The organism is Bradyrhizobium sp. CCGUVB1N3 (genome assembly GCF_024199925.1).
Classification (GTDB): Bacteria; Pseudomonadota; Alphaproteobacteria; order Rhizobiales; family Xanthobacteraceae; genus Bradyrhizobium.
In genome coordinates this window covers 4,067,640-4,092,994 of sequence record NZ_JANADR010000001.1, presented here as the reverse complement: position 1 = coordinate 4,092,994, position 25,355 = coordinate 4,067,640, and the positions used below count along the sequence as shown (strand labels likewise).

The 25,355-nt window shown below is 63.9% G+C and carries 33 protein-coding genes and 1 pseudogene; 16 read left to right on the top strand and 18 right to left on the bottom strand.

Annotation, left to right across the window (positions count from 1 at the left end):
• The first annotated feature begins 179 nt into the window (after nucleotides 1–179).
• Nucleotides 180–953: an outer membrane protein gene (locus NLM33_RS19570; protein ID WP_254097749.1), complete on the top strand. Its 774-nt coding sequence runs from the start codon at nucleotides 180–182 to the stop codon at nucleotides 951–953.
• Nucleotides 954–1,208: 255 nt separating this feature from the next.
• Here the strand turns inward: NLM33_RS19570 and NLM33_RS19565 are convergent, their stop codons facing one another.
• A complete protein-coding gene (locus NLM33_RS19565) occupies nucleotides 1,209–2,051 on the bottom strand; it encodes a MoxR family ATPase (protein WP_027522430.1) in 843 nt (280 codons plus the stop codon).
• Nucleotides 2,052–2,144: 93 nt separating this feature from the next.
• Nucleotides 2,145–2,390, bottom strand: a complete 246-nt coding sequence (locus NLM33_RS19560; protein ID WP_254097747.1) for a GlsB/YeaQ/YmgE family stress response membrane protein — start codon at nucleotides 2,388–2,390, stop codon at nucleotides 2,145–2,147.
• A gap of 123 nt (nucleotides 2,391–2,513) precedes the next feature.
• Here NLM33_RS19560 and NLM33_RS19555 point away from each other — a divergent pair, with 123 nt between their 5' ends.
• From NLM33_RS19555 to sseA, 3 genes are all read left to right on the top strand, one after another.
• Entirely contained in the window at nucleotides 2,514–3,689 is a 1,176-nt protein-coding gene (locus tag NLM33_RS19555; protein ID WP_254097745.1) for a VWA domain-containing protein, read from the top strand.
• Nucleotides 3,690–3,836: 147 nt separating this feature from the next.
• The gene (locus tag NLM33_RS19550; RefSeq protein WP_254097743.1) at nucleotides 3,837–4,250 is read left to right on the top strand and encodes a rhodanese-like domain-containing protein; all 414 of its coding nucleotides are present in this window, start codon (nucleotides 3,837–3,839) and stop codon (nucleotides 4,248–4,250) included.
• Between the two features lie 205 nt (nucleotides 4,251–4,455).
• Nucleotides 4,456–5,313: a 3-mercaptopyruvate sulfurtransferase gene (sseA, locus tag NLM33_RS19545; protein WP_254097741.1), complete on the top strand. Its 858-nt coding sequence runs from the start codon at nucleotides 4,456–4,458 to the stop codon at nucleotides 5,311–5,313.
• 7 nt (nucleotides 5,314–5,320) lie between these two features.
• On the opposite strand, the gene NLM33_RS19540 is transcribed toward sseA, so the two are convergent.
• Complete coding sequence (locus NLM33_RS19540) at nucleotides 5,321–6,115, bottom strand: hypothetical protein (protein ID WP_254097739.1); 795 nt, start codon at nucleotides 6,113–6,115, stop codon at nucleotides 5,321–5,323.
• Between the two features lie 362 nt (nucleotides 6,116–6,477).
• Here NLM33_RS19540 and NLM33_RS19535 point away from each other — a divergent pair, with 362 nt between their 5' ends.
• The 3 genes from NLM33_RS19535 to NLM33_RS19525 all read left to right on the top strand — a co-directional run bounded on the left by NLM33_RS19535 (nucleotide 6,478) and on the right by NLM33_RS19525 (nucleotide 8,577).
• Nucleotides 6,478–7,701 carry a L,D-transpeptidase gene (locus NLM33_RS19535; protein WP_254097737.1) on the top strand — a complete coding sequence of 408 codons (1,224 nt, stop codon included), beginning with the start codon at nucleotides 6,478–6,480 and terminating at the stop codon, nucleotides 7,699–7,701.
• Between the two features lie 161 nt (nucleotides 7,702–7,862).
• Nucleotides 7,863–8,204 carry a hypothetical protein gene (locus NLM33_RS19530; RefSeq protein WP_254097735.1) on the top strand — a complete coding sequence of 114 codons (342 nt, stop codon included), beginning with the start codon at nucleotides 7,863–7,865 and terminating at the stop codon, nucleotides 8,202–8,204.
• A gap of 43 nt (nucleotides 8,205–8,247) precedes the next feature.
• On the top strand, nucleotides 8,248–8,577 hold the full coding sequence (locus NLM33_RS19525; RefSeq protein ID WP_254097733.1) for a hypothetical protein: 330 nt from the start codon (nucleotides 8,248–8,250) through the stop codon (nucleotides 8,575–8,577).
• 93 nt (nucleotides 8,578–8,670) lie between these two features.
• On the opposite strand, the gene NLM33_RS19520 is transcribed toward NLM33_RS19525, so the two are convergent.
• Nucleotides 8,671–9,630, bottom strand: coding sequence for a D-2-hydroxyacid dehydrogenase family protein (locus NLM33_RS19520; RefSeq protein ID WP_254097731.1), 960 nt, complete (start codon nucleotides 9,628–9,630; stop codon nucleotides 8,671–8,673).
• 137 nt (nucleotides 9,631–9,767) lie between these two features.
• Nucleotides 9,768–9,980, bottom strand: a complete 213-nt coding sequence (locus NLM33_RS19515) for a hypothetical protein (protein ID WP_254097729.1) — start codon at nucleotides 9,978–9,980, stop codon at nucleotides 9,768–9,770.
• 237 nt (nucleotides 9,981–10,217) lie between these two features.
• Between NLM33_RS19515 and ettA the strand changes: the two genes are divergently transcribed.
• Nucleotides 10,218–11,867, top strand: a complete 1,650-nt coding sequence (gene ettA, locus NLM33_RS19510; RefSeq protein ID WP_254097727.1) for an energy-dependent translational throttle protein EttA — start codon at nucleotides 10,218–10,220, stop codon at nucleotides 11,865–11,867.
• A gap of 7 nt (nucleotides 11,868–11,874) precedes the next feature.
• Entirely contained in the window at nucleotides 11,875–13,101 is a 1,227-nt protein-coding gene (locus NLM33_RS19505) for a lytic murein transglycosylase (RefSeq protein ID WP_254097725.1), read from the top strand.
• A 92-nt stretch (nucleotides 13,102–13,193) separates the two neighbouring features.
• On the opposite strand, the gene NLM33_RS19500 is transcribed toward NLM33_RS19505, so the two are convergent.
• Both NLM33_RS19500 and NLM33_RS19495 read right to left on the bottom strand, forming a co-directional pair.
• Nucleotides 13,194–13,475: a hypothetical protein gene (locus NLM33_RS19500; protein ID WP_254097723.1), complete on the bottom strand. Its 282-nt coding sequence runs from the start codon at nucleotides 13,473–13,475 to the stop codon at nucleotides 13,194–13,196.
• A gap of 210 nt (nucleotides 13,476–13,685) precedes the next feature.
• Entirely contained in the window at nucleotides 13,686–14,018 is a 333-nt protein-coding gene (locus NLM33_RS19495; RefSeq protein WP_254097721.1) for a hypothetical protein, read from the bottom strand.
• 153 nt (nucleotides 14,019–14,171) lie between these two features.
• Between NLM33_RS19495 and NLM33_RS19490 the strand changes: the two genes are divergently transcribed.
• The 3 genes from NLM33_RS19490 (at nucleotide 14,172) to bfr (ending at nucleotide 15,551) form a co-directional block, all read left to right on the top strand.
• Nucleotides 14,172–14,486, top strand: coding sequence for a hypothetical protein (locus NLM33_RS19490; protein WP_254097719.1), 315 nt, complete (start codon nucleotides 14,172–14,174; stop codon nucleotides 14,484–14,486).
• A 170-nt stretch (nucleotides 14,487–14,656) separates the two neighbouring features.
• A complete protein-coding gene (locus NLM33_RS19485; RefSeq protein WP_254105837.1) occupies nucleotides 14,657–14,929 on the top strand; it encodes a bacterioferritin-associated ferredoxin in 273 nt (90 codons plus the stop codon).
• A gap of 133 nt (nucleotides 14,930–15,062) precedes the next feature.
• Nucleotides 15,063–15,551 (top strand): bacterioferritin, encoded by a 489-nt coding sequence (gene bfr / locus NLM33_RS19480; protein ID WP_027522416.1) that lies wholly within the window; start codon nucleotides 15,063–15,065, stop codon nucleotides 15,549–15,551.
• A 191-nt stretch (nucleotides 15,552–15,742) separates the two neighbouring features.
• Here the strand turns inward: bfr and NLM33_RS19475 are convergent, their stop codons facing one another.
• The 3 genes from NLM33_RS19475 to NLM33_RS19465 all read right to left on the bottom strand — a co-directional run bounded on the left by NLM33_RS19475 (nucleotide 15,743) and on the right by NLM33_RS19465 (nucleotide 18,017).
• Nucleotides 15,743–16,348 carry a pyridoxamine 5'-phosphate oxidase family protein gene (locus tag NLM33_RS19475; RefSeq protein WP_254097717.1) on the bottom strand — a complete coding sequence of 202 codons (606 nt, stop codon included), beginning with the start codon at nucleotides 16,346–16,348 and terminating at the stop codon, nucleotides 15,743–15,745.
• An 83-nt stretch (nucleotides 16,349–16,431) separates the two neighbouring features.
• Complete coding sequence (locus NLM33_RS19470) at nucleotides 16,432–16,785, bottom strand: hypothetical protein (protein WP_254097715.1); 354 nt, start codon at nucleotides 16,783–16,785, stop codon at nucleotides 16,432–16,434.
• A 170-nt stretch (nucleotides 16,786–16,955) separates the two neighbouring features.
• Complete coding sequence (locus NLM33_RS19465) at nucleotides 16,956–18,017, bottom strand: alpha/beta fold hydrolase (RefSeq protein WP_254097713.1); 1,062 nt, start codon at nucleotides 18,015–18,017, stop codon at nucleotides 16,956–16,958.
• A gap of 340 nt (nucleotides 18,018–18,357) precedes the next feature.
• Between NLM33_RS19465 and NLM33_RS19460 the strand changes: the two genes are divergently transcribed.
• Nucleotides 18,358–18,624, top strand: coding sequence for a DUF2277 domain-containing protein (locus NLM33_RS19460; RefSeq protein ID WP_254097711.1), 267 nt, complete (start codon nucleotides 18,358–18,360; stop codon nucleotides 18,622–18,624).
• 87 nt (nucleotides 18,625–18,711) lie between these two features.
• A complete protein-coding gene (locus NLM33_RS19455) occupies nucleotides 18,712–18,930 on the top strand; it encodes a hypothetical protein (protein ID WP_254097709.1) in 219 nt (72 codons plus the stop codon).
• A gap of 13 nt (nucleotides 18,931–18,943) precedes the next feature.
• On the opposite strand, the gene NLM33_RS19450 is transcribed toward NLM33_RS19455, so the two are convergent.
• Entirely contained in the window at nucleotides 18,944–19,486 is a 543-nt protein-coding gene (locus NLM33_RS19450; RefSeq protein WP_254097707.1) for a collagen-like protein, read from the bottom strand.
• Nucleotides 19,487–19,607: 121 nt separating this feature from the next.
• On the bottom strand, nucleotides 19,608–19,856 hold the full coding sequence (locus NLM33_RS19445) for a helix-turn-helix domain-containing protein (protein ID WP_254097705.1): 249 nt from the start codon (nucleotides 19,854–19,856) through the stop codon (nucleotides 19,608–19,610).
• A gap of 390 nt (nucleotides 19,857–20,246) precedes the next feature.
• Here NLM33_RS19445 and NLM33_RS19440 point away from each other — a divergent pair, with 390 nt between their 5' ends.
• Nucleotides 20,247–20,735 carry a DnaJ domain-containing protein gene (locus NLM33_RS19440; RefSeq protein ID WP_254097703.1) on the top strand — a complete coding sequence of 163 codons (489 nt, stop codon included), beginning with the start codon at nucleotides 20,247–20,249 and terminating at the stop codon, nucleotides 20,733–20,735.
• A 4-nt stretch (nucleotides 20,736–20,739) separates the two neighbouring features.
• Here the strand turns inward: NLM33_RS19440 and NLM33_RS19435 are convergent, their stop codons facing one another.
• From NLM33_RS19435 to NLM33_RS19420, 4 genes are all read right to left on the bottom strand, one after another.
• A complete protein-coding gene (locus NLM33_RS19435; protein ID WP_254097701.1) occupies nucleotides 20,740–21,381 on the bottom strand; it encodes a hypothetical protein in 642 nt (213 codons plus the stop codon).
• An 89-nt stretch (nucleotides 21,382–21,470) separates the two neighbouring features.
• Nucleotides 21,471–21,725, bottom strand: a complete 255-nt coding sequence (locus NLM33_RS19430; protein WP_027522405.1) for a hypothetical protein — start codon at nucleotides 21,723–21,725, stop codon at nucleotides 21,471–21,473.
• Nucleotides 21,726–21,972: 247 nt separating this feature from the next.
• Nucleotides 21,973–22,230, bottom strand: a complete 258-nt coding sequence (locus NLM33_RS19425) for a hypothetical protein (protein ID WP_254097699.1) — start codon at nucleotides 22,228–22,230, stop codon at nucleotides 21,973–21,975.
• A gap of 270 nt (nucleotides 22,231–22,500) precedes the next feature.
• On the bottom strand, nucleotides 22,501–22,884 hold the full coding sequence (locus tag NLM33_RS19420; RefSeq protein WP_254097697.1) for a RidA family protein: 384 nt from the start codon (nucleotides 22,882–22,884) through the stop codon (nucleotides 22,501–22,503).
• 170 nt (nucleotides 22,885–23,054) lie between these two features.
• On the opposite strand from NLM33_RS19420, the gene NLM33_RS19415 reads away from it, so the two are divergent.
• Complete coding sequence (locus NLM33_RS19415) at nucleotides 23,055–23,489, top strand: hypothetical protein (protein ID WP_254097695.1); 435 nt, start codon at nucleotides 23,055–23,057, stop codon at nucleotides 23,487–23,489.
• 204 nt (nucleotides 23,490–23,693) lie between these two features.
• Here NLM33_RS19415 and NLM33_RS19410 read toward each other — a convergent pair.
• Both NLM33_RS19410 and NLM33_RS19405 read right to left on the bottom strand, forming a co-directional pair.
• A pseudogene (locus NLM33_RS19410) lies at nucleotides 23,694–24,389 on the bottom strand (glutathione S-transferase family protein).
• Nucleotides 24,390–24,616: 227 nt separating this feature from the next.
• Nucleotides 24,617–25,267, bottom strand: coding sequence for a glutathione S-transferase family protein (locus NLM33_RS19405; RefSeq protein WP_254097693.1), 651 nt, complete (start codon nucleotides 25,265–25,267; stop codon nucleotides 24,617–24,619).
• Between the last annotated feature and the right edge of the window lie 88 nt (nucleotides 25,268–25,355).

Genomic DNA, 25,355 nt, shown 5'->3' with positions numbered 1-25,355 from the left:
GCGCTCTACAAGCTACGCGCCATGAGCCAGGCAAAATCCGCGATGGCTGCGGTATCAACGTCCGGTTGAGGAACTCTCACCTTTCTCCGCGGTGTGGCGTTCGGGTGACGTGAATTTTGGAGGACAATGATAGGTTGTGCGTGGGGGCTCCGCAGTAGATTCGATTCGGAGTCGACACCATGAAGAAGATCTTGCTGGGCACGATTGCTCTGATCGCGCTCGTCGCTCCTGCCTCGGCCGCTGATCTGGCGGCGCGGCCATACACCAAAGCGCCCCCTCCCATAGTGGCTCCGGTCTATGATTGGAGCGGCTTCTACATCGGCATCAATGGCGGCGGAGGCTCCGCCCACAAGTGCTGGGACCTGGTCAATATGGCTGGTGTGCTCGTCGCTCCGCCCGTTTTTATGGGGTGCCACGACGCCACAGGGGGCACCGTCGGCGGTCAGATCGGCTACCGCTGGCAGACGGCGAACTGGGTGTTCGGCGTGGAGGCACAGGGCAACTGGGCCGATTTCAGGGGGTCCAACGCCAACCTCGTCTTTGCGAACGTCCAGGATGAATCAAAGATCGATGCGTTCGGGCTGTTCACGGGCCAGGTCGGCTACTCCTGGAACAACGTGCTGCTCTATGTGAAGGGTGGCGCTGCAGTCGTCAGGGACAAATACCGAGCTTTCGATATTCCGACCGGGCTGGCGATCGACACTGCAAGCGAAACGCGCTGGGGCGGCGCGGTGGGGGCCGGCCTCGAATTTGGCTTCGCTCCGAACTGGTCGGTCGGTCTTGAGTACGATCACCTGTTCATGGGTCATCGCGACGTGAACTTCTACTTCACTGGGGTCTTTGGTCTTCCGCCGGGCGCTTTTGCAGGAACCGGCCGTATTGGTCAGGACGTCGACATCGGCCTGGTTCGCCTGAACTACCGCTGGGGTGGCCCGCTCGTCGCGAAGTACTGATCTTCCCACAGGGCAGCGTTCGAACCGGACTGCTCCAATGCCGCGCGGGCGGGGATGGGTTGAGCGCTTGCGAAACCTCCGGGTGTCTCACCGTCACCCCCGCGCAATGGCGAAGCCATTGTCGCTGGAGGTGCCGGAGCGCAGCGGAGGCCTCGAAGGGCGACGGCCCGACTGCATCTCGGCCGTTCATCCTTCGAGGCTTGCGTTGCTCGCACCTCAGGATGACGGGACTAACGGGTTGCTCCTGGACGCGCCTCAGACCTCGCGACGGCTCAGGAACGCCAGCCGCTCGAACAGATGCACGTCCTGCTCGTTCTTGAGCAGGGCGCCGTGCAGCGGCGGGATTAGCTTGCGCGGGTCGCGCTCGCGCAGTTGCTCCGGCGTCATTTCCTCGTTGAGCAGCAACTTCAGCCAGTCGAGCAGTTCGGAGGTCGAGGGCTTCTTCTTCAAGCCGGGCACCTCGCGCACCTCGAAGAAGATGCGCAGCGCCTCTTCCACCAGGCGCTTCTTGATGCCGGGGAAATGGACGTCGACGATCCGGCCCATGGTCTCGGCGTCGGGGAACTTGATGTAGTGGAAGAAGCAGCGGCGGAGAAAAGCGTCCGGCAGCTCCTTCTCGTTGTTGGAGGTGATCATCATGATCGGGCGCTGCTTGGCCTTGATCGTCTCGCCGGTCTCGTAGACGTGGAATTCCATGCGGTCGAGCTCGAGCAACAGGTCGTTCGGAAACTCGATGTCGGCCTTGTCGATTTCGTCGATCAGGAGCACCGGGCGCTGCTCGGCGGTGAAGGCATCCCACAGCTTGCCGCGCTTGATGTAGTTCTTGATGTCGGAGACGCGGGCATCGCCGAGCTGGCTGTCGCGCAGGCGCGACACCGCGTCGTATTCGTAGAGACCCTGCTGCGCCTTGGTGGTGGACTTGATGTGCCAGGTGAGCAGCGGCGCGTTCAGCGCTTTGGCGACTTCCTCGGCCAGCACCGTCTTGCCGGTGCCGGGCTCGCCCTTCACCAGCAGCGGGCGCTCCAGCACGATCGAGGCGTTGACCGCGACCTTGAGATCGTCGGTCGCAACATAGTCCTTGGTGCCGGTAAACTTCATCGCGCGTCCTTGTCGTTCATGGTGCGGGCGGAGTGGCTCGTGCCCACACAGGAACGGCCGCTGAAAGCGGCCGTTCGGGTTCGGTCAAGCTGTTCAGACCCGTCTTATCAGCGAAAGGATGACCAGCACAATCACCGCGCCGACGGTGGCGTCCAGGATCGCGCCGAACGTGCCGGTGGCAAGCCCGATGCCCAGTTGCGGCAGGATCCAGCTCGCGACCAGCGCGCCGATGATGCCGACCACCATGTTGCCGATCAGCCCAAATCCCGCCCCGTGAACAATTTTTCCCGCGAGCCAGCCGGCGATCGCTCCGATGATCAGCGCTGCGACAATTCCCATGGCAAACATCCCTAAATCCAAGCCTCAAGCGCGGTAATTTTAGAGCAAAAAGCCTCCCGGTCCAGACCTCGGCCGAAAGCTGCGCCCCTTGACGGGAGCCATCCGACGGGCAATCTGTCATCCATGTTCCTGCAATTCTTCACCTCATTGCGCGACGCGCAGGTCCCTGTGACGCTGCGCGAATACCTCACGCTGATGGAGGCGCTCGACGCCGACCTCGCGGACTATACGGTCGAGAATTTCTACTATCTGTCGCGCGCCTCGCTGGTGAAGGACGAGCGTAACCTCGACAAGTTCGACCGCGTCTTCGGCACCGTGTTCAAGGGGCTGGAAAGCCTGCTCGACGCCATGGACAAGGCGGAGATCCCCGAGGAGTGGCTGAAGAAGCTCGCCGAGAAATATCTCACGGAAGAAGAAAAGAAGCAGATCGAGGCCATGGGCTGGGACAAGCTCATGGAGACCCTGAAGAAGCGGCTCGAGGAGCAGAAGGGCCGCCATCAGGGCGGCAGCAAGTGGATCGGCACGGCCGGCACCTCGCCATTCGGCGCCTATGGCTACAATCCCGAGGGCGTGCGCATCGGGCAGGAGAAGAACCGCAACAACCGCGCCGTGAAGGTGTGGGACAAGCGCGAGTTCAGGGATCTCGACGGCAATGTCGAGCTCGGCATCCGCAACATCAAGGTCGCGCTGCGGCGCCTGCGCAAATTCGCGCGCACCGGCGCACCGGACGAGCTCGATCTCGACAATACGATCAAGCAAACCGCCAACCACGGCTATCTCGACGTGGTCATGCGCCCCGAGCGGCGCAACGCGGTCAAGCTTCTGGTGTTCTTCGACATCGGCGGCTCGATGGATTCGCATATCGAGCAGGTCGAGGAGCTGTTCTCGGCGGCCAAGAGCGAGTTCAAGCACATGGAGTATTTCTACTTCCACAACTGCCTCTATGAGGGCGTGTGGAAGCAGAACAAGCGGCGTTTCACCGACCGCACGCCGACCTGGGACGTGCTGCACAAATATCCGCACGACTACAAGGTCGTGTTCGTCGGCGACGCCTCGATGTCGCCCTACGAGATCATGGTGCCCGGCGGCTCGGTCGAGCACGTCAACGAGGAGCCGGGCTCGGTCTGGCTCGATCGCATCATCCGCACCTATCCGCATGCGGTGTGGCTCAACCCGGTGCAGCAGAAGCACTGGGACTATTCGGAATCGACCACCATCATCCGCCGCATCTTTGCGAACCGCATGTTCCCGATCACCATCGAGGGGCTTGAGGGCGCGATGAAGGAGTTGACGCACTAGCACCCTGTCATTCCGGGGCGCCCGAAGGGCGAACCCGGAATCTCGATGCTGTAAGTATGGATCGAGGTTCCTGGTTCGATGCTCCGGGCCGCTTCGAGGTCCCGTCGCATCGCCCCGGAACGACGAGGCAACAAGAGGGAGAAGCACATGCCCCAAAACATCACCCGCGGCATCAAGGCGCTGATTGACGAGGCCAATGCCGAGATCGAGACGCTGTCCGCCAAGGACGCCATCGAAATCTCCAAGAATGGCGACGTCGTCATCGTCGACATCCGCGACCCCCGCGAGATCGAGCGCGACGGCCGCATTCCCGGTGCGTTCGCCTGCACCCGCGGCATGCTCGAATTCTGGATCGATCCGCAGAGCCCCTATGCGAAGCCGATCTTCCAGGAGGACAAGAAGTTCGTCTTCCATTGCGCCGGCGGCCTGCGCTCCGCGCTCGCCGCCAAGACCGCGCAGGACATGGGTCTCAAACCCGTCGCCCACATCGCCGGCGGCTATGCCGCCTGGCGCGATGCCGGCGGGCCGGTGGAGAAGTGGGAGCCGAAGAAGAAGGGGTGAGGGCGCTTCGCTGCTACTCCAATCTCCGGCGTCATTCCCCGCGAAGGCGGCGAATCCAGTACGCCGCGGCCTCTCGGCTCAATCACGACCGCCTCCGGAATACTGGATCGCCTGGTCGAGCCGGGCGATGACAGCGGAGTTTGACGCGCACTGCTTCAACCTCGCTTGGACTGTGCACGCCTCGTAATGACAAGGAAAATGCCGAATGACCACCGCCACCGATCCCCTCGTCTCTACCGAATGGCTCGCCGCGCATCTCAATGATGCAAACGTCAAGATTCTCGACGCCACCTTCAAGCTGCCGGGCGTGCTGCCGCTGCCGAAGGACGACTACCTCGCCGCGCATCTGCCGGGCGCGGTGTTTTTCGACGTCGACGCGGTGTCCGACCATTCCAACCCGTTGCCGCACATGTTCCCGAGCGCCGAGCAGTTCGGCCGCGACGTCGGCCATCTCGGCATCTCCAATGCCGACACTGTCGTGATCTACGATGCCGGCGGCTGGGTCGCCGCACCGCGGGCGTGGTGGATGTATTTGTCCAATGGCCACGGCAACGTGCGCATCCTCAATGGCGGCTTGAAGAAGTGGCGCGCGGAGGGACGTCCCGTGGAGGGCGGCGAGGTGAAGCCGAAGTCCGCGACCTTCAAGGCAAGCTATGATCCGAAGCGCGTGCGCAGCATGCAGCAGTTGATCGCCAACGTCGAAAGCCGTGCCGAGCAGGTGATCGATGCGCGTCCGGCGGAGCGTTTCGAGGGCCGCGCGGCGGAGCCGCGGCCGGGCATCCGCTCCGGCCACATCCCTGGCGCCCGCAACGTGCCCTATGCCCAATTGTTCGACGCCGCGACCGGCGAAATGAAACCGCTCGCCGACCTGCGCGCCGCCTTCACCGGCGCCGGCGTCAAGCTCGACGCGCCGATCGTGACGAGCTGCGGCTCCGGCGTCTCCGCCGGCGTGCTGACGCTCGCGCTGTATCGGCTCGGGGTCACCGACACCGCGCTCTATGACGGCTCATGGTCGGAATGGGGCCAGGAGGGCGGCCCGGCGATCGCGACCGGGCCGGCGTGAGGCCCGCTCATCGGGCGCGGGTGGTCGCCGCGTAGGCCGGCTGCTGATATTGCTGCCGATACTGATACTGCTGCAGTGGCTGCGTGGCGAAGGGATTGAAGGTCTGCTGCACTGGCATGACCGGTGGTGGTGGCGGGCGCCGTACGATCCGGTGGCGCTTCTTGGCCCGATGCGCGGGGCGCTTGGTAGCCTGTTTGTCGGCAGTGTCGCTTGTCGCCTCGACCTTCGCCGGCGGCGGCTCGGGGGCCACGGCAGTTGCGGGATCGGCGAGGGCGGCAACCTCAATTCTTGTGTCGGAGGACGGCGCGGAGCTAGCGGCATCAGCCTGTTGTGGCTCGGCTGCTGCGACCGGCGTCGGCACCGCCTCGCCGGTAGCGGGCATGGTCTCGCTGGTCGAAGGTGTGGTTTCGGCCGACGCAGATTGCGGCGCCGGCGTCTCGGCCGGCGGAGAGGGAGCTTCAGCAGCGGCAGTTTCGCTGGCCAGTGCGACCGGCTCGCTGCTCACCTCCGACGTCAGTGCGGCAACCTGCTCAGGTCCGCTCTCGGGCAGACCGACGGTCGGGACGTCGTCCCGTACCGAGGTCGAGGACGGCAGCGGCTCGGCGCGGAACACTGCGAGCACCGGCTGCGCCGGTTCGCTCGCTTGCGCGAACACCTGCTCCTGCGGGCCATTTCGCCAGGACGGGTTGCTGACGAACTGCTCATGCGTCGCCCGCAGCAGCGCGGCGGCCCCTAAGCCGAACACCAGGATGGAGGTAGACAACAGGATCGCGGCAAGCAGGAAGCGAAAGCCGGGCAGCATCGAAGGGCAATTTCCGCCTTGGCAGGTTGCTGCCGAGGCCCTTGAGCCATCTGAACGCGGTGACGGTACTGAGTTGCCGCGTTCGCCGCGCGGGATACAGGTCAAAGCGAGGGCGAATCAGGCCGATTCGAGAATACCCGAACACTCCCAAGCCGTTCCGTAAAAAATCGGGGGCGGTGAGTCCGGCGCCCAGCGGGCCCGCGCGATTTCCGCTCCGTGATGCACCGGAGCAACGATCGCGCCGCCGATCACAATTCACCAAATCAGGCCCGAATCGGCCTGTTTTGTCTTGAATGCGCCGCGATCTTCGTCCATGTGCCGTTAACGGTCCGGACGGGCCTGGGGACTAAACTAGGGCGATGATGATCAAACATTTTCTGACGATTTGCGCTGCCGCAACAGCCGCTGCGGCGGGAGCCTCGCTCGCGCAGGCTCAGCAGAGCTATCCAGTCCAGCAGGCCCCGGTCTATCAGCAGGGCTCCCCGTCCGAATATCGTCCCGGCGACCGCGTGCCGAATTTCGACGCGCTCGAGGATGACGACGACGCGGTGCCGCCGCAGCCGCGGAACTCCGCTGCGCTGCCGCCGCCCGGCCCCTCCGGTCCGGTGATGTCGCCTGACGATCCGCGCTATGGTCGCCCCGCCGGCGGTCCGCCGGTCTACTCCAACAACGCTCCGCAGGGGCCGGTGGTATCGCCGGATGATCCGCGTTACGGCCGTCCGGCTGGTGCGCCCGCCTATTCCAACAATGTGCCGCAGGGGCCGGTGATGTCGCCGGATGATCCCCGCTATGGCCGCCCCGCCGGCCCGCCCGCGGTGATCTATGCCGACCGTCCCGCCGCGCCGCAGGGCGCCGGCGACGGTCTGCGGCCGCCGGAAGGTGTCGGTGGACCGGCCGCGACCGGCGGTGTCCAGCAGCAGCCTACCGGCCCGAATGGCCAGCCGGTGACGATTGCGGCGCTTCCGCCCGAGGAGCAGCCTGACGCGGCGCCCACGCAGTTGTCGCCGAACCTGCGCCGGCAGGAAGTGACGCTCCAGACCAAGGAGCCTGCCGGTACGCTCATTGTCGATACCCCGAACACCTACCTCTATTATGTGCTCGGCAATGGCCGCGCGATCCGCTACGGCGTGCGCGTCGGCCGCGATGGTTTCACCTGGACCGGCGTGCAAAAGATCACCCGCAAGGCGGAGTGGCCGGATTGGCATCCGCCGACGGAAATGATCGAGCGCCAGCCCTATCTGCCGCGCTTCATGGCCGGCGGTCCCGGCAATCCGCTCGGCGCGCGGGCGATGTATCTCGGCTCGACGGTGTACCGCATCCACGGCACCAACCAACCCTCGACGATCGGCAAGTTTGTCTCCTCGGGCTGCATCGGCATGCTGAACGAGGACGTCTCCGACCTGTTCGATCGCGTCAAGGTCGGCACCCGCGTCGTCGTGATGCCCGGTGGCCCGCCGCCCGGCACAGCTACCGCTTCGGCCGCGCCGCCGCCCGGCGGACCCGCCACCGCGCAGATGGCGCCTCCGGTCCCCGGCATGCAGCCCACGGTCGTTCCGCCACTGCCTGCGCCGGTGACGGTGCGCTAGGTCTCCTGTCTGGAGTCCTGACCTGCCCCGATAGGGCAGGACCTGGGCGGCTGCAAATGGGATCACGCGCCACGTTGCAAGGTCAAGACAACCTGGACGGCTCACCATCGAACCACGCCGCGAGAATATTGGCGGGCTGAAATGATCGCGTGGTTCGGTGCATGAAACGGACATCCCGCGCGCTATTGGCAGTTTTGTTTTCGCTGACGCCGTTGGCCTTTGCCCAGGATCTTGCATTCTCTTTGATGTTTGCAGGTTTTCCCGATAGCCATATTACCGAGTATGATACGGCGGTTGAACTTCCTCGACTGGTTTTGATCTGGGTAAGCTTCGCGGTAGCGCTCTATCTCGTCTACCGCGCATTCCGCCTAAATAACCGGAGAGGCGTTGTCCATCTCGGGGTGATTCTGCTGTCGTATGTTTTGTTGTTCCTGTCTGCCAAACACGCTGTCGATTTCTATCTCAAGGACTATCTGCAACTCGATTTCGGGCAGGGCGGATGACGGAATAGAATGTGTGGCTCCGTGAACCCGCAGGTGCTTGCTCATGACGTGGGCATATCGCTCCATGTTGGCGATTTTGTTCTCGCTGATGCCCGCAATGTCGGTCCTTTATCTTGCGGTCCGCTCACACGGATACTCAAGCGAGACCGCATATGGTGCGGCGCGTGACTTTCCGGACGAGATCTTGATGTGGGCATGGGGCGCTGTAGCCGCCTATCTCATTTACCGCGCGTATCGCATAAATAGCCGGAGAGACATCGTCAGGATGGGGGCAATCCTGCTGTCGAGTGTTTTGTTACTGTTCTTGGCCGACCAGGCGATCCATTTCTATCTCAAGGATTATCTGCAGCTGTTTGACGGATCGGGCGGTTGAACGCGAAGGGCGCCTGTGACGAGACGAGCACCTCCCCATCTCCGCGCGGCTCGGTGTCACCAGACGCTCGCAATGACGGTTGCGGAGTTTTGATCAGGCGAGCCTTCGCTGTGGCTCGCCCTTGAACCAGGCGTCGATCGCCTCGACCATCTGCCCGTAATGGATGCGCAGCCCGTCCGCGGTGGCGTAGCCGAGATGCGGCGTCAGCACGATATTGTCGAGCTTGCGGAAGGGATGGTCGACCGGCAGCGGCTCGACCGAGAACACGTCGATGCCGGCACCCGCGATCCTCTTCTGTTGCAGCGCCTCGAGCAGCGCCGCCTCGTCGACGATCGGCCCGCGCGCGGTGTTGACGAGATAGGCGGTCGGCTTCATCCGCGCGAGATCGGCGGCGCCGACCAGTCCCCGCGAGCGCTCGCTCAGCACCACGTGGATGGTGATGATGTCCGCCTTCGCAAACAGCTCCTCCTTGCTGGCGTAGCCGACGCCGAGCTCCCCGCATTTCTCGGCCGTCAGGTTGGGGCTCCATGCGATGACGTTCATCCCGAACGACTTCGCAATCCCCGCGACCTTGCTGCCGAGCTTGCCAAGCCCGACAACGCCAAGCGTCCGGCCCTCGATCTCGATGCCGGCGAAAGTCTGCCAGGACTCGCCCGCATGCATGCGCGCGTTCTCGCGGCCTATGCCGCGGGTCAATTCGAGGATCAGGCCCATGGTGAGCCCCGCGGTCGGATCGCGGGAATATTGCGTGCCGCAGATCACGACGTTGCGCGCTTTCGCCGCCTCCATGTCGATCGCGGCATTGCGCATGCCGGAGGTCAGCAGCAGCTTCAGCTTGGGCAGCGCCTCGAACAGGCTCTTGGGAAACGCCGTGCGCTCGCGCATCGCGCAGATAATCTCGAAATCGGCGAGTGCGCCGGCCGCGGCCTGCTCGGACGCAAAGGGGTGATTGAACACCGTGACGTCGACCCGGTCGGAGATCTTCGACCAGTAGGCGACGTCCTGGGCGATGTTGAAATAATCGTCGAGAATTGCACAGCGCAGCCGCGTCATCGGGAAAACCGTCCATCCATGGCGAGGGGCGACAGCGCGGGCAGGGGCGCCATCGATCGAACCTCGCCATGCTTGCGCGCAATCGGTAAGCGGCGCAAGCGGCAGGGCGCTTCAAAAATCCGGCAGCAGATGAGGGCTCAGAGGTCGCGCGGCTTCAGGCGGAACGGTGCATCCATGCCGTGCTTGGCGCGCCAGGCGGGGCCGGGGCCGCGCATGTAGTGCAGTTCCGGGCGGTAGGGGTTGAAAGCCGTGACGAAGAACCGGACCCAGAACGCGCGGAGCTCGGCGAAGAGGGTCGAGCCTCCGGCTCCTGCCGGGACGGGATGAGAGGTTGTCTCGATCATTGCCATGATGCGGCCTCGCTGTTCTCCCCGCCGCTTCTGCCGCGGGTGGCGCTTTTTGTGGCGCCACGACCAGCTTTGGCCTGCTTTATTAAAAAATGGTTTCAATTGTAGGGATCGGCTGCCCGCATGGTGTCCATCCCGTATTCATCCGTGGTGAACGGAGGGAAAACGTTGCCCTTTGGGGGCAGGATCGCTACATCGGCAGCAAGCAAATTTCCTCAAATCGAAGGTTTCACGGGACCGATGGCGCGCCAGTTCGTCTATTTCATGGAAGGCCTGACCAAGAGCTACCCGACCCGCAAGGTGCTCGACAACATTCGCCTGAGCTTCTACCCGGACGCCAAGATCGGCGTGCTGGGCGTCAACGGCTCGGGCAAGTCGACGCTGCTCAAGATCATGGCCGGCCTCGACAAGGAATATACCGGGGAGGCCTGGGTCGCCGAGGGCGCCCGCGTCGGCTACCTCGAGCAGGAACCGCAGCTCGATCCCAAGCTTTCCGTCCGCGAGAACGTCATGCAGGGCGTCGCCAAGCAGAAGGCGATCCTCGACCGCTACAATGAGCTCGCCGTCAACTACTCGGACGAGACGGCTGATGAGATGACCAAGCTCCAGGACGAGATCGAGGCCCAGGGCCTCTGGGATCTCGACAGCAAGGTCGACCAGGCGATGGACGCGTTGCGCTGCCCGCCCGACGATGCCGACGTCACGAAACTCTCCGGCGGTGAGCGCCGCCGCGTCGCGCTATGCCGGCTGCTGCTCGACCAGCCCGAGCTGCTGCTGCTGGACGAACCGACCAACCATCTCGACGCGGAATCCGTGTCGTGGCTTGAAGGGCATCTTCGCAACTATCCCGGCGCGATCCTGATCGTCACCCACGACCGTTACTTCCTCGACAACGTCACGGGCTGGATCCTCGAGCTCGATCGCGGCAAGGGCATTCCCTACGAGGGCAACTATTCGTCCTGGCTGGTGCAGAAGCAGAAGCGGCTGGAGCAGGAAGGCCGCGAGGATGCCGCGCATCAGAAGACGCTGGCGCGCGAGCAGGAGTGGATCGCATCCTCGCCTAAGGCACGCCAGGCCAAGTCCAAGGCGCGCTATCAGCGCTATGAAGAGCTGTTGAAGCAGGCGAGCGAAAAGCAGACCCAGACGGCGCAGATCACGATTCCCGTCGCCGAGCGCCTCGGCCAGAATGTCGTGGATTTCGAAAGCCTCAGCAAGGGTTTCGGCGAGCGCATGCTGATCGACGATCTCACCTTTAAGCTGCCGCCGGGCGGCATTGTCGGCGTGATCGGCGCGAACGGCGCCGGCAAGACCACGCTGTTCAAGATGATCACCAAGCAGGAAACCCCTGACAAGGGCACCATCACCGTCGGCGAGAGCGTGCATCTCGGCTATGTCGACCAGTCGCGCGACGCGCTCGACGGCAAGAAGACGGTGTGGGAGGAGATTTCAGGCAACAACGAGCTGATCCTGCTCGGCAAGAAGGAAGTCAATTCGCGCGGCTATTGCTCGTCGTTCAACTTCAAGGGCGCCGATCAGCAGAAGAAGGTCGGTGCGCTCTCCGGCGGTGAGCGCAACCGCGTGCATCTCGCCAAGATGCTGAAGTCCGGCGCCAACGTTCTGCTGCTCGACGAGCCGACCAACGATCTCGACGTCGACACGCTGCGCGCGCTCGAAGAGGCGCTGGAGGATTTTGCCGGCTGCGCTGTCATCATCAGCCACGATCGCTGGTTCCTCGACCGCATCGCGACCCACATCCTGGCCTTCGAGGGCGACAGCCATGTCGAATGGTTCGAAGGCAACTTCCAGGACTACGAGAAGGACAAGATGCGTCGCCTCGGCCAGGACAGCATCCTTCCGCACCGCGTGAAGTACAAGAAGCTGACGCGGTGATTTCAGCATGATGCGGCGGACGCTCATTGCTGCGGTGATTGTGGTCACCTGCGGCTGGTCGTCCGCCCATGCCGCCGACGCCGCCTTCGCCCAGTTCATCGCCTCGCTCTGGCCGGAGGCGCAGGCTGAGGGCGTGTCGCGCGCGACGTTTGACGAGCAGACGCGCGGGCTCGAGCCGGATTACAAGCTGCCTGATCTGATCCTGCCGGGACGGCCCGCGACCGGCGCGCCGTCGCAGGCCGAGTTCGTGCAGGTGCCTGCTGATTACATCAAGGAAGCCTCGATCGCACGCCTTGCCGGCGAGGGGCAGCGGCTCCTGCAAAAGTATCGACCCGCGCTCACAGAAATTGAGAAGAACTCCGGCGTGCCGGCCACCGTGATGCTGGCGATCTGGGGTCGCGAGACCGACTATGGCCGCTACACGCTGCCTTATGATCTCGTGCGCGTGCTTGCGACGCAGGCCTATGTCGGCCGGCGCAAGGACACGTATCGCAACGAGTTCAATCTCGCGCTGAAGATCCTCGGCGAGGGCGTGGTGACGCGCAAGGACATGCGCGCGTCCTGGGCAGGCGCCACCGGCCTCACGCAGTTCCTGCCGTCCGAATACTACAAGCATGGCGTCGATTTCGACGGCGACGGCCGCATCGACATCTGGCACTCGGTGCCAGATGCGCTGGCCTCCGCCGCGCAGCAGCTCGTCAACAAGGGCTGGCAGAGCGGCGTGCGCTGGGCCTATGAGGTGCAGGCGCCGGCGAAGGTCGATTGTACCAGCGGCGTGCCGGAAGTGACGAAGCCGATCGGCCAGTGGCTGCGCGAAGGCTTTGTGCCGGTGCGCGGGCAGAAGCTGAGTGCGGCTGAACTCGCGCAGCCGGCATCGCTGCTTCAGCCCGAAGGCATTTATGGCCCGTCGTTCCTGACCACGAAGAACTACTTCGTCATCAAGGAATACAATTTCTCGGATCTCTACGTGCTGTTCGTCGGCCACCTCAGCGACCGCATGACGAGCCCGCTGCCGTTTGCGACACCCTGGTCGGCCTCGAAGCAGTTGCGCACCAAGGATGTCGAGGCGATGCAGCGCGGGCTGACGCGCATCGGGCTCTACAAGGACAAGCTCGACGGCAAGGCCGGCATGCTGACGCGTGCGGCGCTCGGCGCCTATCAGAAGTCGGCGGGACTGAAGGTCGATTGCTGGCCGAGCGAAGAGGTGCTGCGCTCGATTCAGGCGGCACGGTAGCCGAACGATCGTCCCGCGCCTGAAAAGAATAAAGCCCGGCCGATGGTCTCGGCCGGGCTTCGATCGTGGCGCGTTAGCGCCTTACGATCAGATCAGTAGCAGACGCGAACCGGGCGGACGACCCAGCCGTAACCGTCCCAGTAACGCTGGCGCTGCCAGTAGCAGGGCGCAGGCGGCGGGGGCTCGGCCACGTAGACCGGTCCGCCATAGGCCGGACGGCTCGACGCGATGGCGCCGCCGACGATGGCGCCGCCGATCAGGCCGGCAGCGATGCCGGCGCCGACGCCGTCATTGGCCTTGGCGGGCGGAGTGGCAGTCACCAGCGAACCGGCGACCGTCGCAACCGTGAGGGCGGCAACAAAAGTCTTCTTCATGCTCTAGGCTCTCCTGGGAGATGGACGCTCCTTGTTAGGAACGCCACGGGTTCAAAGGTTCACGCACACTCTGATGTAATTGGCCTCTGGGCTAGGAAGCGCGCAAATGGTCAATCCACGGTAAACGCACGCGGAGCTGTGACGAGAAAAAGCGGTCTTTTTCGGGCCCCGAGATGAACGGGGCATCCGTAATGAACCGGTTTTTACGTCTTAGCCACAGACTCTGACGCGACGGACGCGCCAGGCATAGCCGTCCCAGAAGCGCTGCCGTTGCCAGACGCAGCCGCCGTAATAGTCGTCGGCGGCATAGCCCGGGCCCGGGCCGTAGTAGCGGGGCGGAGGCGCATAGCCTGGACCATAATAGTAACCGGGGCCGGGTCCGTAATAATACGGGGATGCCAGCGCACCCCCGACGATGGCACCGCCAACGATGCCGGCGGCCACGCCCGCGGCGACACCGCGTTGCGCATGGGCCGGCGCAGGCGCGAGCGCCGATGCCGCCAGGGTGGCGGCGGCAGCGAATGCCAGCAGCGATTTCTTCATGGATTTGACCTTTCAACACAGCGGACGCGGACGTGGTTCCGGACCTAAGGTTCCACATTCTGCTTGAATGATCAATGAACGGAAGGCCTGCGGGGGGCGACGAATGCGTGCGGGAGGTGGCTCCCGCGACGCACGAAATCCGAGCAGTGAGCCATGAGCAGTTTGATGATGAATGCCCTGATCGCCGTAGGGGTCACCTCGGTCATCGGCTACGCCCTGATGGCCCATGTGCAGAATCGCGGCCGGCGGCGCTCGCGTGCAGGCGCTGGTGCCGATGGCGGCGACAGCTATTCTGGAAGCACTGACGGCTTTGCGCTGGGGAGCTGGTTCTCCAGCGATACTTCGTCGGTTGATAGTTCCGGTAATCCGAGCGACAGCGGCTCCTGTAGCGTCAGCAGTGACAGCGGGAGCAGTGGTGGCGATTGCGGAGGAGGCGGGGACAGCGGTGGTGGCGGAGGCGGCGATTAGGCCTCAATTCGGTTGCAACCTTGATCCAGCGCAAGTTGTCTTTTTAGACCCGTTCTAGGCTGAATCGCGGCTCAGTTTGGAATAGCTTCAAATACCGGTTTTTCCTTTTGCATCCGGCCGAGCCCTTAAATATCGATGATGGTGCATCACCGAAGGGCCTGCCGCTTTCCATGATCGTCTGTTCCTGTAACGTGCTGAGCGATGACGACATCCGCGCCGCCGTCGCCGATTCCGACGACGCCGTGCGTCATGCCAAGCAGGTCTATGGCTGCCTCGGTTGTAGCGCCGAATGCGGACGCTGCGCACGCACCATCAAGACCATCATCGATGAAGCCCTCGGCCCGTGCGCCAAGTCCTGCTGTGCCGGCTGCCCGCACAGCCACCAGGTCGCCGCCAACGACGAAATCGTCGAGCTGGCCGAGTTCGCTCTCGCAGCCTGCTGACTTCATTTCTTCCATCGGCTGAGCTTATTCCCGGGGTGCGACCCTGCGATGGGTTGCTCTCGTTCCAAAGTTGTTTTAGAAGCGTTCTAAATTCGGTTTATTACCGAAGAAGCCGCAAGAGCTGGAGTGAATCATGCAGGGCGACGCGAAAGTTATCGAATATCTCAACAAGGCACTGCGTCACGAGCTCACCGCGATCAATCAATACTGGCTGCACTACCGCTTCCTCGACAATTGGGGCCTGCGCGACATGGCCAAGGTCTGGCGCAAGGAATCCATCGAGGAGATGGAGCACGCCGACAAGCTCACCGAACGCATCCTGTTCTTCGACGGCTTCCCGAACATGCAGGTGCTCGATCCCCTGCGCATCGGCCAGAACGTCAAGGAGATCATTGATTGCGATCTCGCCGCCGAGATTAGCGCGCGCGCGCTCTACCAAGAAGCGGCCACCTACTGCCACAGCGTGAAGGACTACGTCACGCGCGACCTGTTCGAGAAGCTGATGAGCGACGAGGAGCACCACATCGACTTCCTCGAGACCCAGCTCGACCTGATCGGCCGCATCGGCCTCGAGCTCTACACCCAGAAGCACGTCGGCGGGCTCGAGGGCGAGGGGCATTAGTTGGCACCTCTAGTGCCGCACACTCCAGGGGCGTCCCGGCGAAGGCCGGGACCCATTACCCCAGGGAGAAGTTGTGGCGCACGACTGGCAACCACGAGTCTTCGTCAAACTAGATCCTGTGGTTATGGGTTCCGGATCTGCGCTCCGCTTCACTGCGCTTGTCCGGGACGACGATGAGCCTGTTGTCCCAGCTACAACTGCGTTTTGTAGCGCGCTTCCACCACGTCCTGGCTCTCGGGCTCGCCCAAGCCCGTCTGGTCGTGGATCACCTGGACGATGCTCGGCATTACCGCGCGTTCCACCTTCACCTCCGGCGACCATAGCTTTGAGCGCATCAAGGCTTTGCCGCAGTGGAAGTAGACCTCGCTCACCGCAACACTCAGCACCGCGCGCGGCGGCTTGCCGAACTCGACCATCGAGGCGAGCAGCTCCGGATCCGCCGACAGCGTGCCGCGTCCGCCGACGCGCAGCGTCTCGTCGATGCCCGGCACGAAGAACAACAGATGCACGAAGCCCGAGCCTTCGACGACGTTCCTGAAACTGTCGATTCGGTTGTTGCCGGAACGATCCGGCATCAGCAACTGATTGGGGCCAGCGATGTGAACGAAGCCGGCGCCGCCGCCGCGCGGCGAGGCGTCGACGCTACCATCAGTGCCTGATGTCGCCAGGACGCAGAACGGCGACATCTCGATGAACTTCCTGGCATGCACGTCGATCGCGGGCCGCGCTTTCGCGATCACGCGCGGGCTCGGCTTCGGATAGATGGCGGCGAGATCTTCGGCGCAAAGGTCGGTCAACGGCGTGCCTCCGTTTGAACTGGCGCGTCAAACTAACTGATCGGGCTGCGCCCAGCTAACGAAATCCAGCATGTCATGATGCGCTAGACCGCATCTGCCGGCACGAAGCAGCTGATGATGATGCGGCCTTGATGGTGCACGTACCACACCACGGCCTGACCGACCGGGTTGCCACGATCGCGGATGATGGCGCGCTCGGGCACCGCCATCCACTGTCCCTCGATCGGCACCCAATAGCTGCCCTCGCGCACGTCATATTCGGTTCGGTGGCCGTCGGAGATGTCGCAGCAGGGCACACCGTTCGGCGCCATCACGCTCTTGAACCAGGCGCGAATGTCCGGCGGGACGTTGTCATATTGCCCATTGTCGAATGCAAGCGCAGCGCCGGTCAGTGCCGTCGTGCCGGTCAGCCAAACGAGCAGCGCAAACTTGCGCATGCGATCCTCCATATCGCGCGTCGTGTCACGGGCGCGCGGTTGAGCCGCGCGTCGATTCGTGTCGTTGACGCGATTAAGCCCGAGCTGCTGGCTCGATGCATGCTCAAATAATATGCGGAGCGCATCCGCGGCGGTTGATGCGATGCGAAATCAACGGCCGCGTAGCGCGCTCACATCGTCCGCTGTGGCGCGGTTTGGAGCAATTGACGAAGCTGCTCGGTGTAGAACTTTGCATTGCCGGTGGTGCCGTGACCGCGCGTCTCCGTGCTCGCAGGGATCAGGTAGAGGCGGCCGTTCTTGATCCGCTTCATCGCTGCTTCCGTAACGCCCGTCTCCGGCGGATTGCGCTCGTCGTCGGCGGCATTGATCAGCAGCAGCGGCGCCTCGATCCGCTCCAGCGGCTCCGAGGCATTGTAATCGTGTGAGGATTCCCACTGCCAGACGAAATCATTGGCATCCGCGGTGATTGGTGCAGCGAGCCGTTCGTTGACCATCTTGTCGGCCTTTGCCGCCGTCGGCGCCTGGGCCTGATAGGCGAGCGTTCCGCCGATGCTTGCGATGCCATAGGTGACGATGGCGTATTTCATCATGCGCGGCTGGCTGGTGTAATTGCCGCCGTTGTAGTCGGGATCGCTGCGGATGGTATCGAGCATGATCCGCCGCATCATCCAGTTGCGCGATGCCATCTCGGTCGGTTGCGAGGCCATCGGCACCAGCGCATCCATGCTTTGCGGATATTTCTCGCCCCACAGCCAGGTCTGCATGCCGCCCATGGAATTGCCGATCACGAGGCGCAAGTGCTTGATGCCGAGGCCTTCCGTCACAAGGCGGTACTGCGCGTCGACCATGTCGTCGTAATTGTACTTCGGAAAGCTCGCCTTCATCCCGTCGGACGGTTTTGACGATTTGCCGTGGCCGACCGCATCGGGAATGATGATGTAATATTTGGACGCATCGAGCGGCTGTCCGGCGCCGAACAATTCGCCTGCGAAAGCCGGCGTCAGCAGGCCTGCGGCCGATTGGCCGGTGCCGTGCAGCACCAGTACGGGCTGGCCGGTCGGCTCGCCGATCGTTGTGTAGTGCAGCTTCAGCTCGGCCATGGTTTCGCCGGTGTGGAACTTGAAATCCCTGGCGATCCAGTCGCCCTGCTTCGGGGCTGGATAATCGGCGGCCATCGCCGACATCGAAATGGACAGCAGGGCGGCCGACAGCGCCACGCACGAAGCTTTCATGGTTCTCTCTCTCCTGTGCAGCTCGTTTCATTCGGGCCGCTTCGAGAGCGATCCTAGCAGCGTCGCCCCGGGGGGCGAGAGCGGATACAGGGTCGGCCGCCACAACATTTTCGCGGTGATGCATCGTCAGAGCGGAATATTTCTGCGGCCGGCCCAACGAGCCCGCCGGCTCATTCGTGCTTGCTTCGTCTCACGCCGAAGGGGCGCGCCTTCTTCGAGCGGCTTGGCGTCGCCGTTCCGTTCTGACCCACCGTGGTGCCGATGACATCGGCGGACCCGGCATGTAGCATTGGGTTGACGCCGATCGTCTTCGAACAGGAGCGCCTTTCAGGAGGAACTTATGTGCCGCAACATCAAGACGCTGTTCAACTTCGAGCCGCCGGCGACGGAGGACGAGATCCAGGCCAGCGCGCTGCAATTCGTGCGCAAACTGTCCGGCTTCAACAAGCCGTCGCAGGCCAATGAGGCGGCGTTCGATCGCGCGGTGACGGAGGTGTCGGAGGCGGCGCGGCGGCTTCTGACCTCGCTGCACACCCATGCGCCGGTGCGGGATCGTGCGGTGGAGGCCGAGAAGGCAAAGGAGCGCTCGCGGCTGCGCTTCGGCTAGCGCCCAGCGTGACCTGGCTCACGGTCCCTCGCGGCGCGAGGCGCGATGATGGTCGCCGGGGTTTTCGAGCGAACCCGGAGCACGACCATGAGCCGCCCCCTGATCTCCCTCAAAGCCGGTGCCGCCATCTTCACGGTGCTGTGGACGACCTGGATGATGTGGTGGAGCGGTTCCTACAGCAGCGCCAATCTCGTCATCCTGGCGGCCTGCGGCGCGGCGGTCGGCTACGTCTGGTACCGCGCCATGCGCTGGCAGCTCGAGCGCATGGGCATGTTGCCGCACAAGGATGATCGGTCCGTGCAATAGGCGCGGGCCGCGCCTATTTGTCCTTGTTGCCGTGCTTCTTCTTTTTCTTCTTTTTCTTGTGATCGTCGTCGTCGCCATCCGGCGCGTCGCTGTCGTCATCGGCGAAGACGTCCGTCTCGCCATCGTCCTGGACGGCAGCTTCCAGCGCCTCGCGCTCGACCGCTTCGCGCTCGCGCTGGCGCCGCCGCTCGTCCCAGGCATCAAAGAGTTGCTCCAGCCATGGCAGCACCTGCTCGATTTGGGGCAATTGACCGGGCGGGCCGGCTTCGCCGCGCGGGCCTTGCGGACCGGCCGGTCCCTGCGGTCCGGCTGCCCCTTGCGCGCCGATGGGGCCACGCGGGCCGGCCTCGCCAGGCTTGCCTTGCGCACCCGGCTTGCCCTGCGGTCCGGCTTTTCCGACCGGTCCGGGCTTGCCCTGCGACCCGGGCTTGCCGCGCCCGCCATCCGGGCCGCGCCGCCCGGGATGTCCCTGCGGGCCCGCCCGCCCCGGCTCGCCCTGCCGCCCACGCGGACCCTGAGGTCCCTGTCGCCCTTGCCGCCCCTGATCGTCCGCCACGCCACTGCTCCTGATCGAGAAGCCCGTTAATTAGCGGCGTTTCACGACAGCAGCAATTGCGCGAGGCCGGTTTGGCGGCCTCGGTCGACATCAAAGGCGGATGGAGCTGTGGCCTTACGCTCTAATCGTGATAGGCGGGCACGTCGATGCCTTCGGCTGCGTAGATCCGGATCTTGTTGCGCAGCGTGCGCACGGAGAGGCCGAGCACGCGCGCGGCGCGCGTGCGGTTGCCGTCGCAGCGGGCGAGCGTCTGGAGCACGAGCTCGCGCTCGATCTCGCCGACGGTCGCGCCAATCAGGAGCGGAACGATTTCATTGGGGGCAAGGGACTGCGCAGCCGATGCGGACGCAGCCGCGTAAACAATGGTCATTAACACACCTCCCGACCAACGCCCGCTTCCGTCGATGGAAGCGGATCGAGAACAAACGACCCCCAAGCCGTAGTTCTACGGTGGGCGGGTTTGGTTAACGGATGGTTAACAACGGCGAAATGCTTGAATTCACCTTGGGATAACCGCAAAGCCGCCGCCATTGGCACAAGCTGCGTAGCGATATGAGTAAGGGCCTGTCACAAACTCGCTGTCATGCCCGGCGAAGGCTTTCGCGGGGATGACACCGAGCAAGAACGGCTGGCGCTTCCTCGACTGTTTTTTTTGGTGTTGCCGGATTCATCTCGAAGTTTCGCGAAAGGCTAACCCGAAATTAAGGCGTCGGAAACGCCGCGCTTGGCATACTGGCCTTCGTTGCTAAGTGTTGCGCGCATGATGGACCGGATTGAATCCTGGAAGCTGGCTCTCGAACGCCTGCGGACCGCCCACACCGTCGACTGGGACGAGGCGGGCCGGCTTGCGGCCGAGATCGCGCGTGCGAGCACCGATACGACGCTGCGCCAGGCGGCCGAGCAGGCGATTCCGATCCTGCGCCAGGCCGCCCATGACGGCGAAGCCCACGACATCACGGTCGCGGCGCAGCGCCGCCTCGGTGTCGTGCTCGAGGTGATCCACGGCCTGACGGCACCGCGCTTCGGCCGTCGCAACGCGCTACCGAAAAAGCTTACCAGCGAAGAACGCGCGCGCCGCACGCTCGGCCTGCCGCTCGCGGTGCAGCTCACCTGCGACGATATCCATCAGGCCTATCGCCGCCTCGCCAAGACGATGCATCCCGATCGCGGCGGCAGCGAGCAGGCCTTCCTCGACCTCGCCGCCGCGCGGGACGTTTTGATTCACCCCGGCGCGCACAAGGACGCGTGAGGCGTCAGCTTCTGTTCACGCAGCTCGGATAGGGCGCCTTCTCGCCCGCGACGATCGGGCAGAGGTCGATCGGGCGCAGCTCGCGCAGGCGTGCGGGCCATTTCTCGTCGTCGAGCGGCGGCTTGCCGGAGGCGGGTCCGCGCTCGGCCCATTGAATGGTGTAGTAGTCGGCTTCGCCCTTCAGCGCGATCAGCAGGGCGGTTTCGCTGTGACGCTCAGGGCCGGTGTCGACGCTGCCGCAGCCGATCACGGCGATGAACGCATCGAAGCCGCCGAACCTGGTGGTGCCGAGCGCCTTCGCGGCGAAACTCTCGGGGCAGGCTGATTTGAAGCCGCCGGCGATGTTGCCGGCGAATTTCTCCGGCGTCAGGCCCGGATTGCCGGAAGCACCTTTCTCGCCGGTGACCGTGATCATCTGCGTCCAGGCTTGCGCGCTCTCGCCCTTGAGCGCGGCCTCGCGGATGTAGTGACCGCCCTTGGTGTTCTCGAACACCGCGGCAAAATTCGACGGCATCGCAAAGCTGACGAGCTGGCTGAAGATCGGCGAGATCACGCGGAAGGATTGCGGGGCCTGCGCCTGAGCCGGCGTCACGAGCCACAGAAGCGACAATCCGAGGACCGCAGCTTTCGTCATCGCAGTGCGCATCGAGCTGTCCCCTTGTCAAACATGCGAACGGGCAAGGACGCGGCTCGCGCCCTTGCCCGCTTCTAAGCGTCCGTCGATCGACGATAGCTTTAGAGGGTGCAGTGACCCTTCTTCAGCGCGTGCTCCTTCAAAGCGAGCGCGTCGACGAAGGTCGGAACGGAATGGCTGACGCGATGAAAGTCGGACGGCCACGGCGTCGTCGGAATGCTTTCGTCCCAGATCTGGCAGATGCCGGTGTTCTGCCAGCGGATCAGGTGATAGCCGGCGGCTTCAGCAGGGCTGGTGGCAACGAAGGCAGCAGCAGCAACGCCGACAGCGGCACACAGCATGGAAAAACGACGCATGATAGCTCCTCAAATGAAAGATGTGATGCTCCTCCCGACAATGTCTGGGAGGCGTGGCGCGGGCCGTTTGGAGGCTGCGGCCCGGACAACAGGTGAGTAGTTCCCCGGCCGAAACAGGTTCAAAGCTTGACCAGCAGAAATTGCTGGATTTTGCCTGAAAATGAGGGTTAACGGCCCGTGCAACGAAAAGGCGGATGACGCTGTCAGCGCATCCGCCCCCGCAAAATCGTTGATCTCTGCTTTCCGCTTACAGCGTGCAGCGGCGCTCGGCCCGCAGCTTGAGCTGCACGTCATTGGCGGCCGTGAAGGTCGGGAATGGCTTGCTGACCACCTTGTAGGTCGAGGGCCATTCCGTCGGCTTGTAACGGAGGTCCTCATTCCAGATCTGGCAGATGCCGGTGTTGTCCCAGCGGATCACGTAATAGCCGACCTTGGCGGACGCCGGCACGGCAAAGACCGATGAGGCGATGCCGGCGACGGCACAAACAGCAAGAACGCGACGCATTGAAATATATCCCCTTGTTGACGTCTGAAGTCCGCAAATCTCGTGCGGCAAAAGCAGGCTCGTTGCAAGCCGATGCCGCCGTCGTTCACGCATATGTCAGTTGCGATGCGATTGCCTGGCGTCGTCCTGGCGAACGCCAGGACCCATACCGTGTGATTTCACCGTGTTGCACGATGTTTGTTGCTCAGCTCGCGCTAAACCAGAACCGTTCGGGGTAATGGGTCCTGGCTTTCGCCAGGACGACGATGAGGCCCATTCGCGCGCAATCTCTCACTTCGCCAGCGACGCCACCGCCTCGATCTCGATCAGCATCCTCGGATCGGGGAGCGCATGCACCACGCAGGTGGTGCGCGCGGGATAGGGCGGCGGGCCGAACGCGCCGGCATAGAGCGCGTTCATCGCCGCGACGTCGGAGGCGCGGGTCAGCAGCACGTTGACCTTGGCGAGGTCATGCGTGGAGCTGCCTGCCTCCGCCAGCACCCGCTTGATGTTGATGACGACGTTGGCGAACTGCGCCTCGAAGCCCTCGGGCAGCGCGCCGTGGGCGTCGAAGCCGGGAATGCCCGAGATGAACAGGAGGTCGCCGACGCGGGTGGCAAAGGACAGCGGCGGCGCCTTGACGTGCGGCGGCGGTGCGAAATGCTGGATCGGCATGGGGACCTCCGAGCCCGAATGGCGGATTGGTGCAGCCTAGCTGCATGTGAGGGACTTGCAATGACATCCGCGCTGCTGTCGCCTGCCGAACATTTTGCCGCCGCGATCCATCGGATAGATTCGCGCGTCCTGATTCGCTTTCCCCTGCCAATCCTTTCCGGAGCCGCCCCATGAAATTCGCATCCTCTCTCCGCGCCGCGCTCGTCGCCATTGCCGCCTTTGCCGGCCTTTCCACCGCCGCGCAGGCCGACAGCGGCTTCGTGACGCTGACGATCTACAAGGCGGGCTGGATCATCGGCGGCTCGGGCGGCTCGGGCGTGCTCAACTTCCGCGGCCGCTCCTACGCGCTCTCGACCGGCGGCCTCGACTACGGCCTCGTGTTCGGCGGCTCCAGGACCGTGCTGCGCGGCCGCGTCTCCAACATCTTCCGCCCGTCGGACGTCGCCGGCGTCTACGGCGCCGCCGGTGCTGGCCTTGCGGTGGGTGCCGGCGCCCGCGCCATCGTGCTCACCAACCAGAAGGGCGCCGTGCTGGAGCTCTCCGGCACGCAGGTCGGCCTGATGGCGAATGCGGACCTCAGCGGCCTCGCGATCACGATGCGGTAGAGCGGCTGGGTTGTAGGGTGGGCAAAGGCGCGCAAGCGCCGTGCCCACCATCTTTCCGCATTTTCCGACGCCAGACCCTCATGGTGAGGAGGCGCGAAGCGCCGTCTCGAACCATGCAGGCCCGTCTCTCGCCCGCGGCCATCCTTCGAGACGGCCGCCTCGCGGCCTCCTCAGGATGAGGACTGGATGTGAGGCCGCTAGTTCTCAGTCTCCGCTCACCGCCGCATGAATCCGCTCGCAATGCGCGACGAGATTCTCGTGCGCATCGACGAAGGCCTTGAGTGGCGTTGGGATCGGAAAGAAGTGGATGTTGGCGAGAAAGCCGTAGATGCCGGCATCGACGCTGGTCGGCGCCGCGCCATGCACAAAACCCTTCGCAGGCACGATCTCGGACAACACCCCGAGATCCGCGAGCCCCCGCGCATAGGCCTGCCCGGGCGTGTAGCGGCCGATGCCCTGATAATAATAGCGCTGCGCGTTGTAGGCCTTCGCCTTCTCCAGCCCTTCGGCATCCACTTGCGGATGCTGCGCCATAAACGCATCGCAAAATGCCTGGACGTAGCGCTCGTCCTTCCAGCGCGAATACGACATCACTCAGTAGAGATCATCCAGCATGCGCGTGACGAGGAGATTGGTCCGGCGTGCGGCCTGCGAAAGTCCGGCATCGATGGTCAGGCGATATTTCACGACTGCATGCGCGATGATCGTCTCGCTGTCGCCGATCGTCTCGCCGTCGTCGACGACATAGGGCAGCTGCCCGCGCGGCGCGGCGGAGGCATCGAACACGTGCTCATGCACGAACGGCACGCCTGCGAGTTTCAGGAACGCGTAGACTTTGAGGCCATAGCCGTTGTTGTCGGCGACGCCGAACAGTTCGGGGTAGGAATAGAGGGTCAGCATGGGCGGCGCTCCCTATAGTTCTACGGAAGCAGCATGCAGGGGCTTTGCGGCGGACGCAATGCTGGAGTGTGGCGCAACTCTCGTAGGGCGGGTTAGCCGCTCACAAACTCGCTCGCTCCACGAATGAAGGCGCAAGGCGTAACCCACCACTTCTCGCGAAGCCTTGGATGCCAAGTCTTGGATGCCAAGTGGTGGGTTACGCTGCGCTAACCCACCCTACGAGCTGGCTACGAACGCGGCGCGGCGGTGAAAACCGCCAATTGCGCATCGAAGGCACGCTTGAAGGCCGGACGCGCTTGGCCACGCGCGACATATGCTGAAAGGCTCGGATATTCCTCCAGCAGGCGCGATGCGCTCAGCCGGCGCAGCACGGTCACCATCAGGAGATCGCCGGCGCTGAACGCGCCGTCGAGCCAGTCGGCCTCGCCGAGGTGACGGGACAGTTCGCCGAGCCGGACACGGACGCGATCCTTCAGGACCGGCAGGCGCTCCGCGTACCAGCTCTTGTCGCGTTCGAAAAGCATGGCCATCCCGAGATCGACGATCGGCGGCTCCAGCGTGCTCAATGCGGCAAACATCCACACAATCGCCCGCGCCCTCGCATTGGCGTTATCCGGCAGCAGTCCGGCGTGGCGCTCGGCGATGTGGAGCACGATCGCGCCCGACTCGAACAGGACGAGATCGCCGTCCTCATAGGTCGGAATCTGCCCGAACGGATGCAGCGCACGATGCGCCGGCTGCTTCATTGCCTCGAACGAGACGAGGCGAACGCGGTAGGGCTGGCCGACCTCTTCGAGCGCCCAGCGAACCCGCATGTCGCGCGCCTGTCCGGCGCCGCGGTCGGGCGAGTTTTCAAAGGCGGTGATGATGGGAAGCATCTGGGGGCTCCGGTGCTGCGCGATGTATCCAGAGGACGAATGGCCGGGGCGGAATCCGACAACTTTATCTGCGTCGATTTTGGCGGCA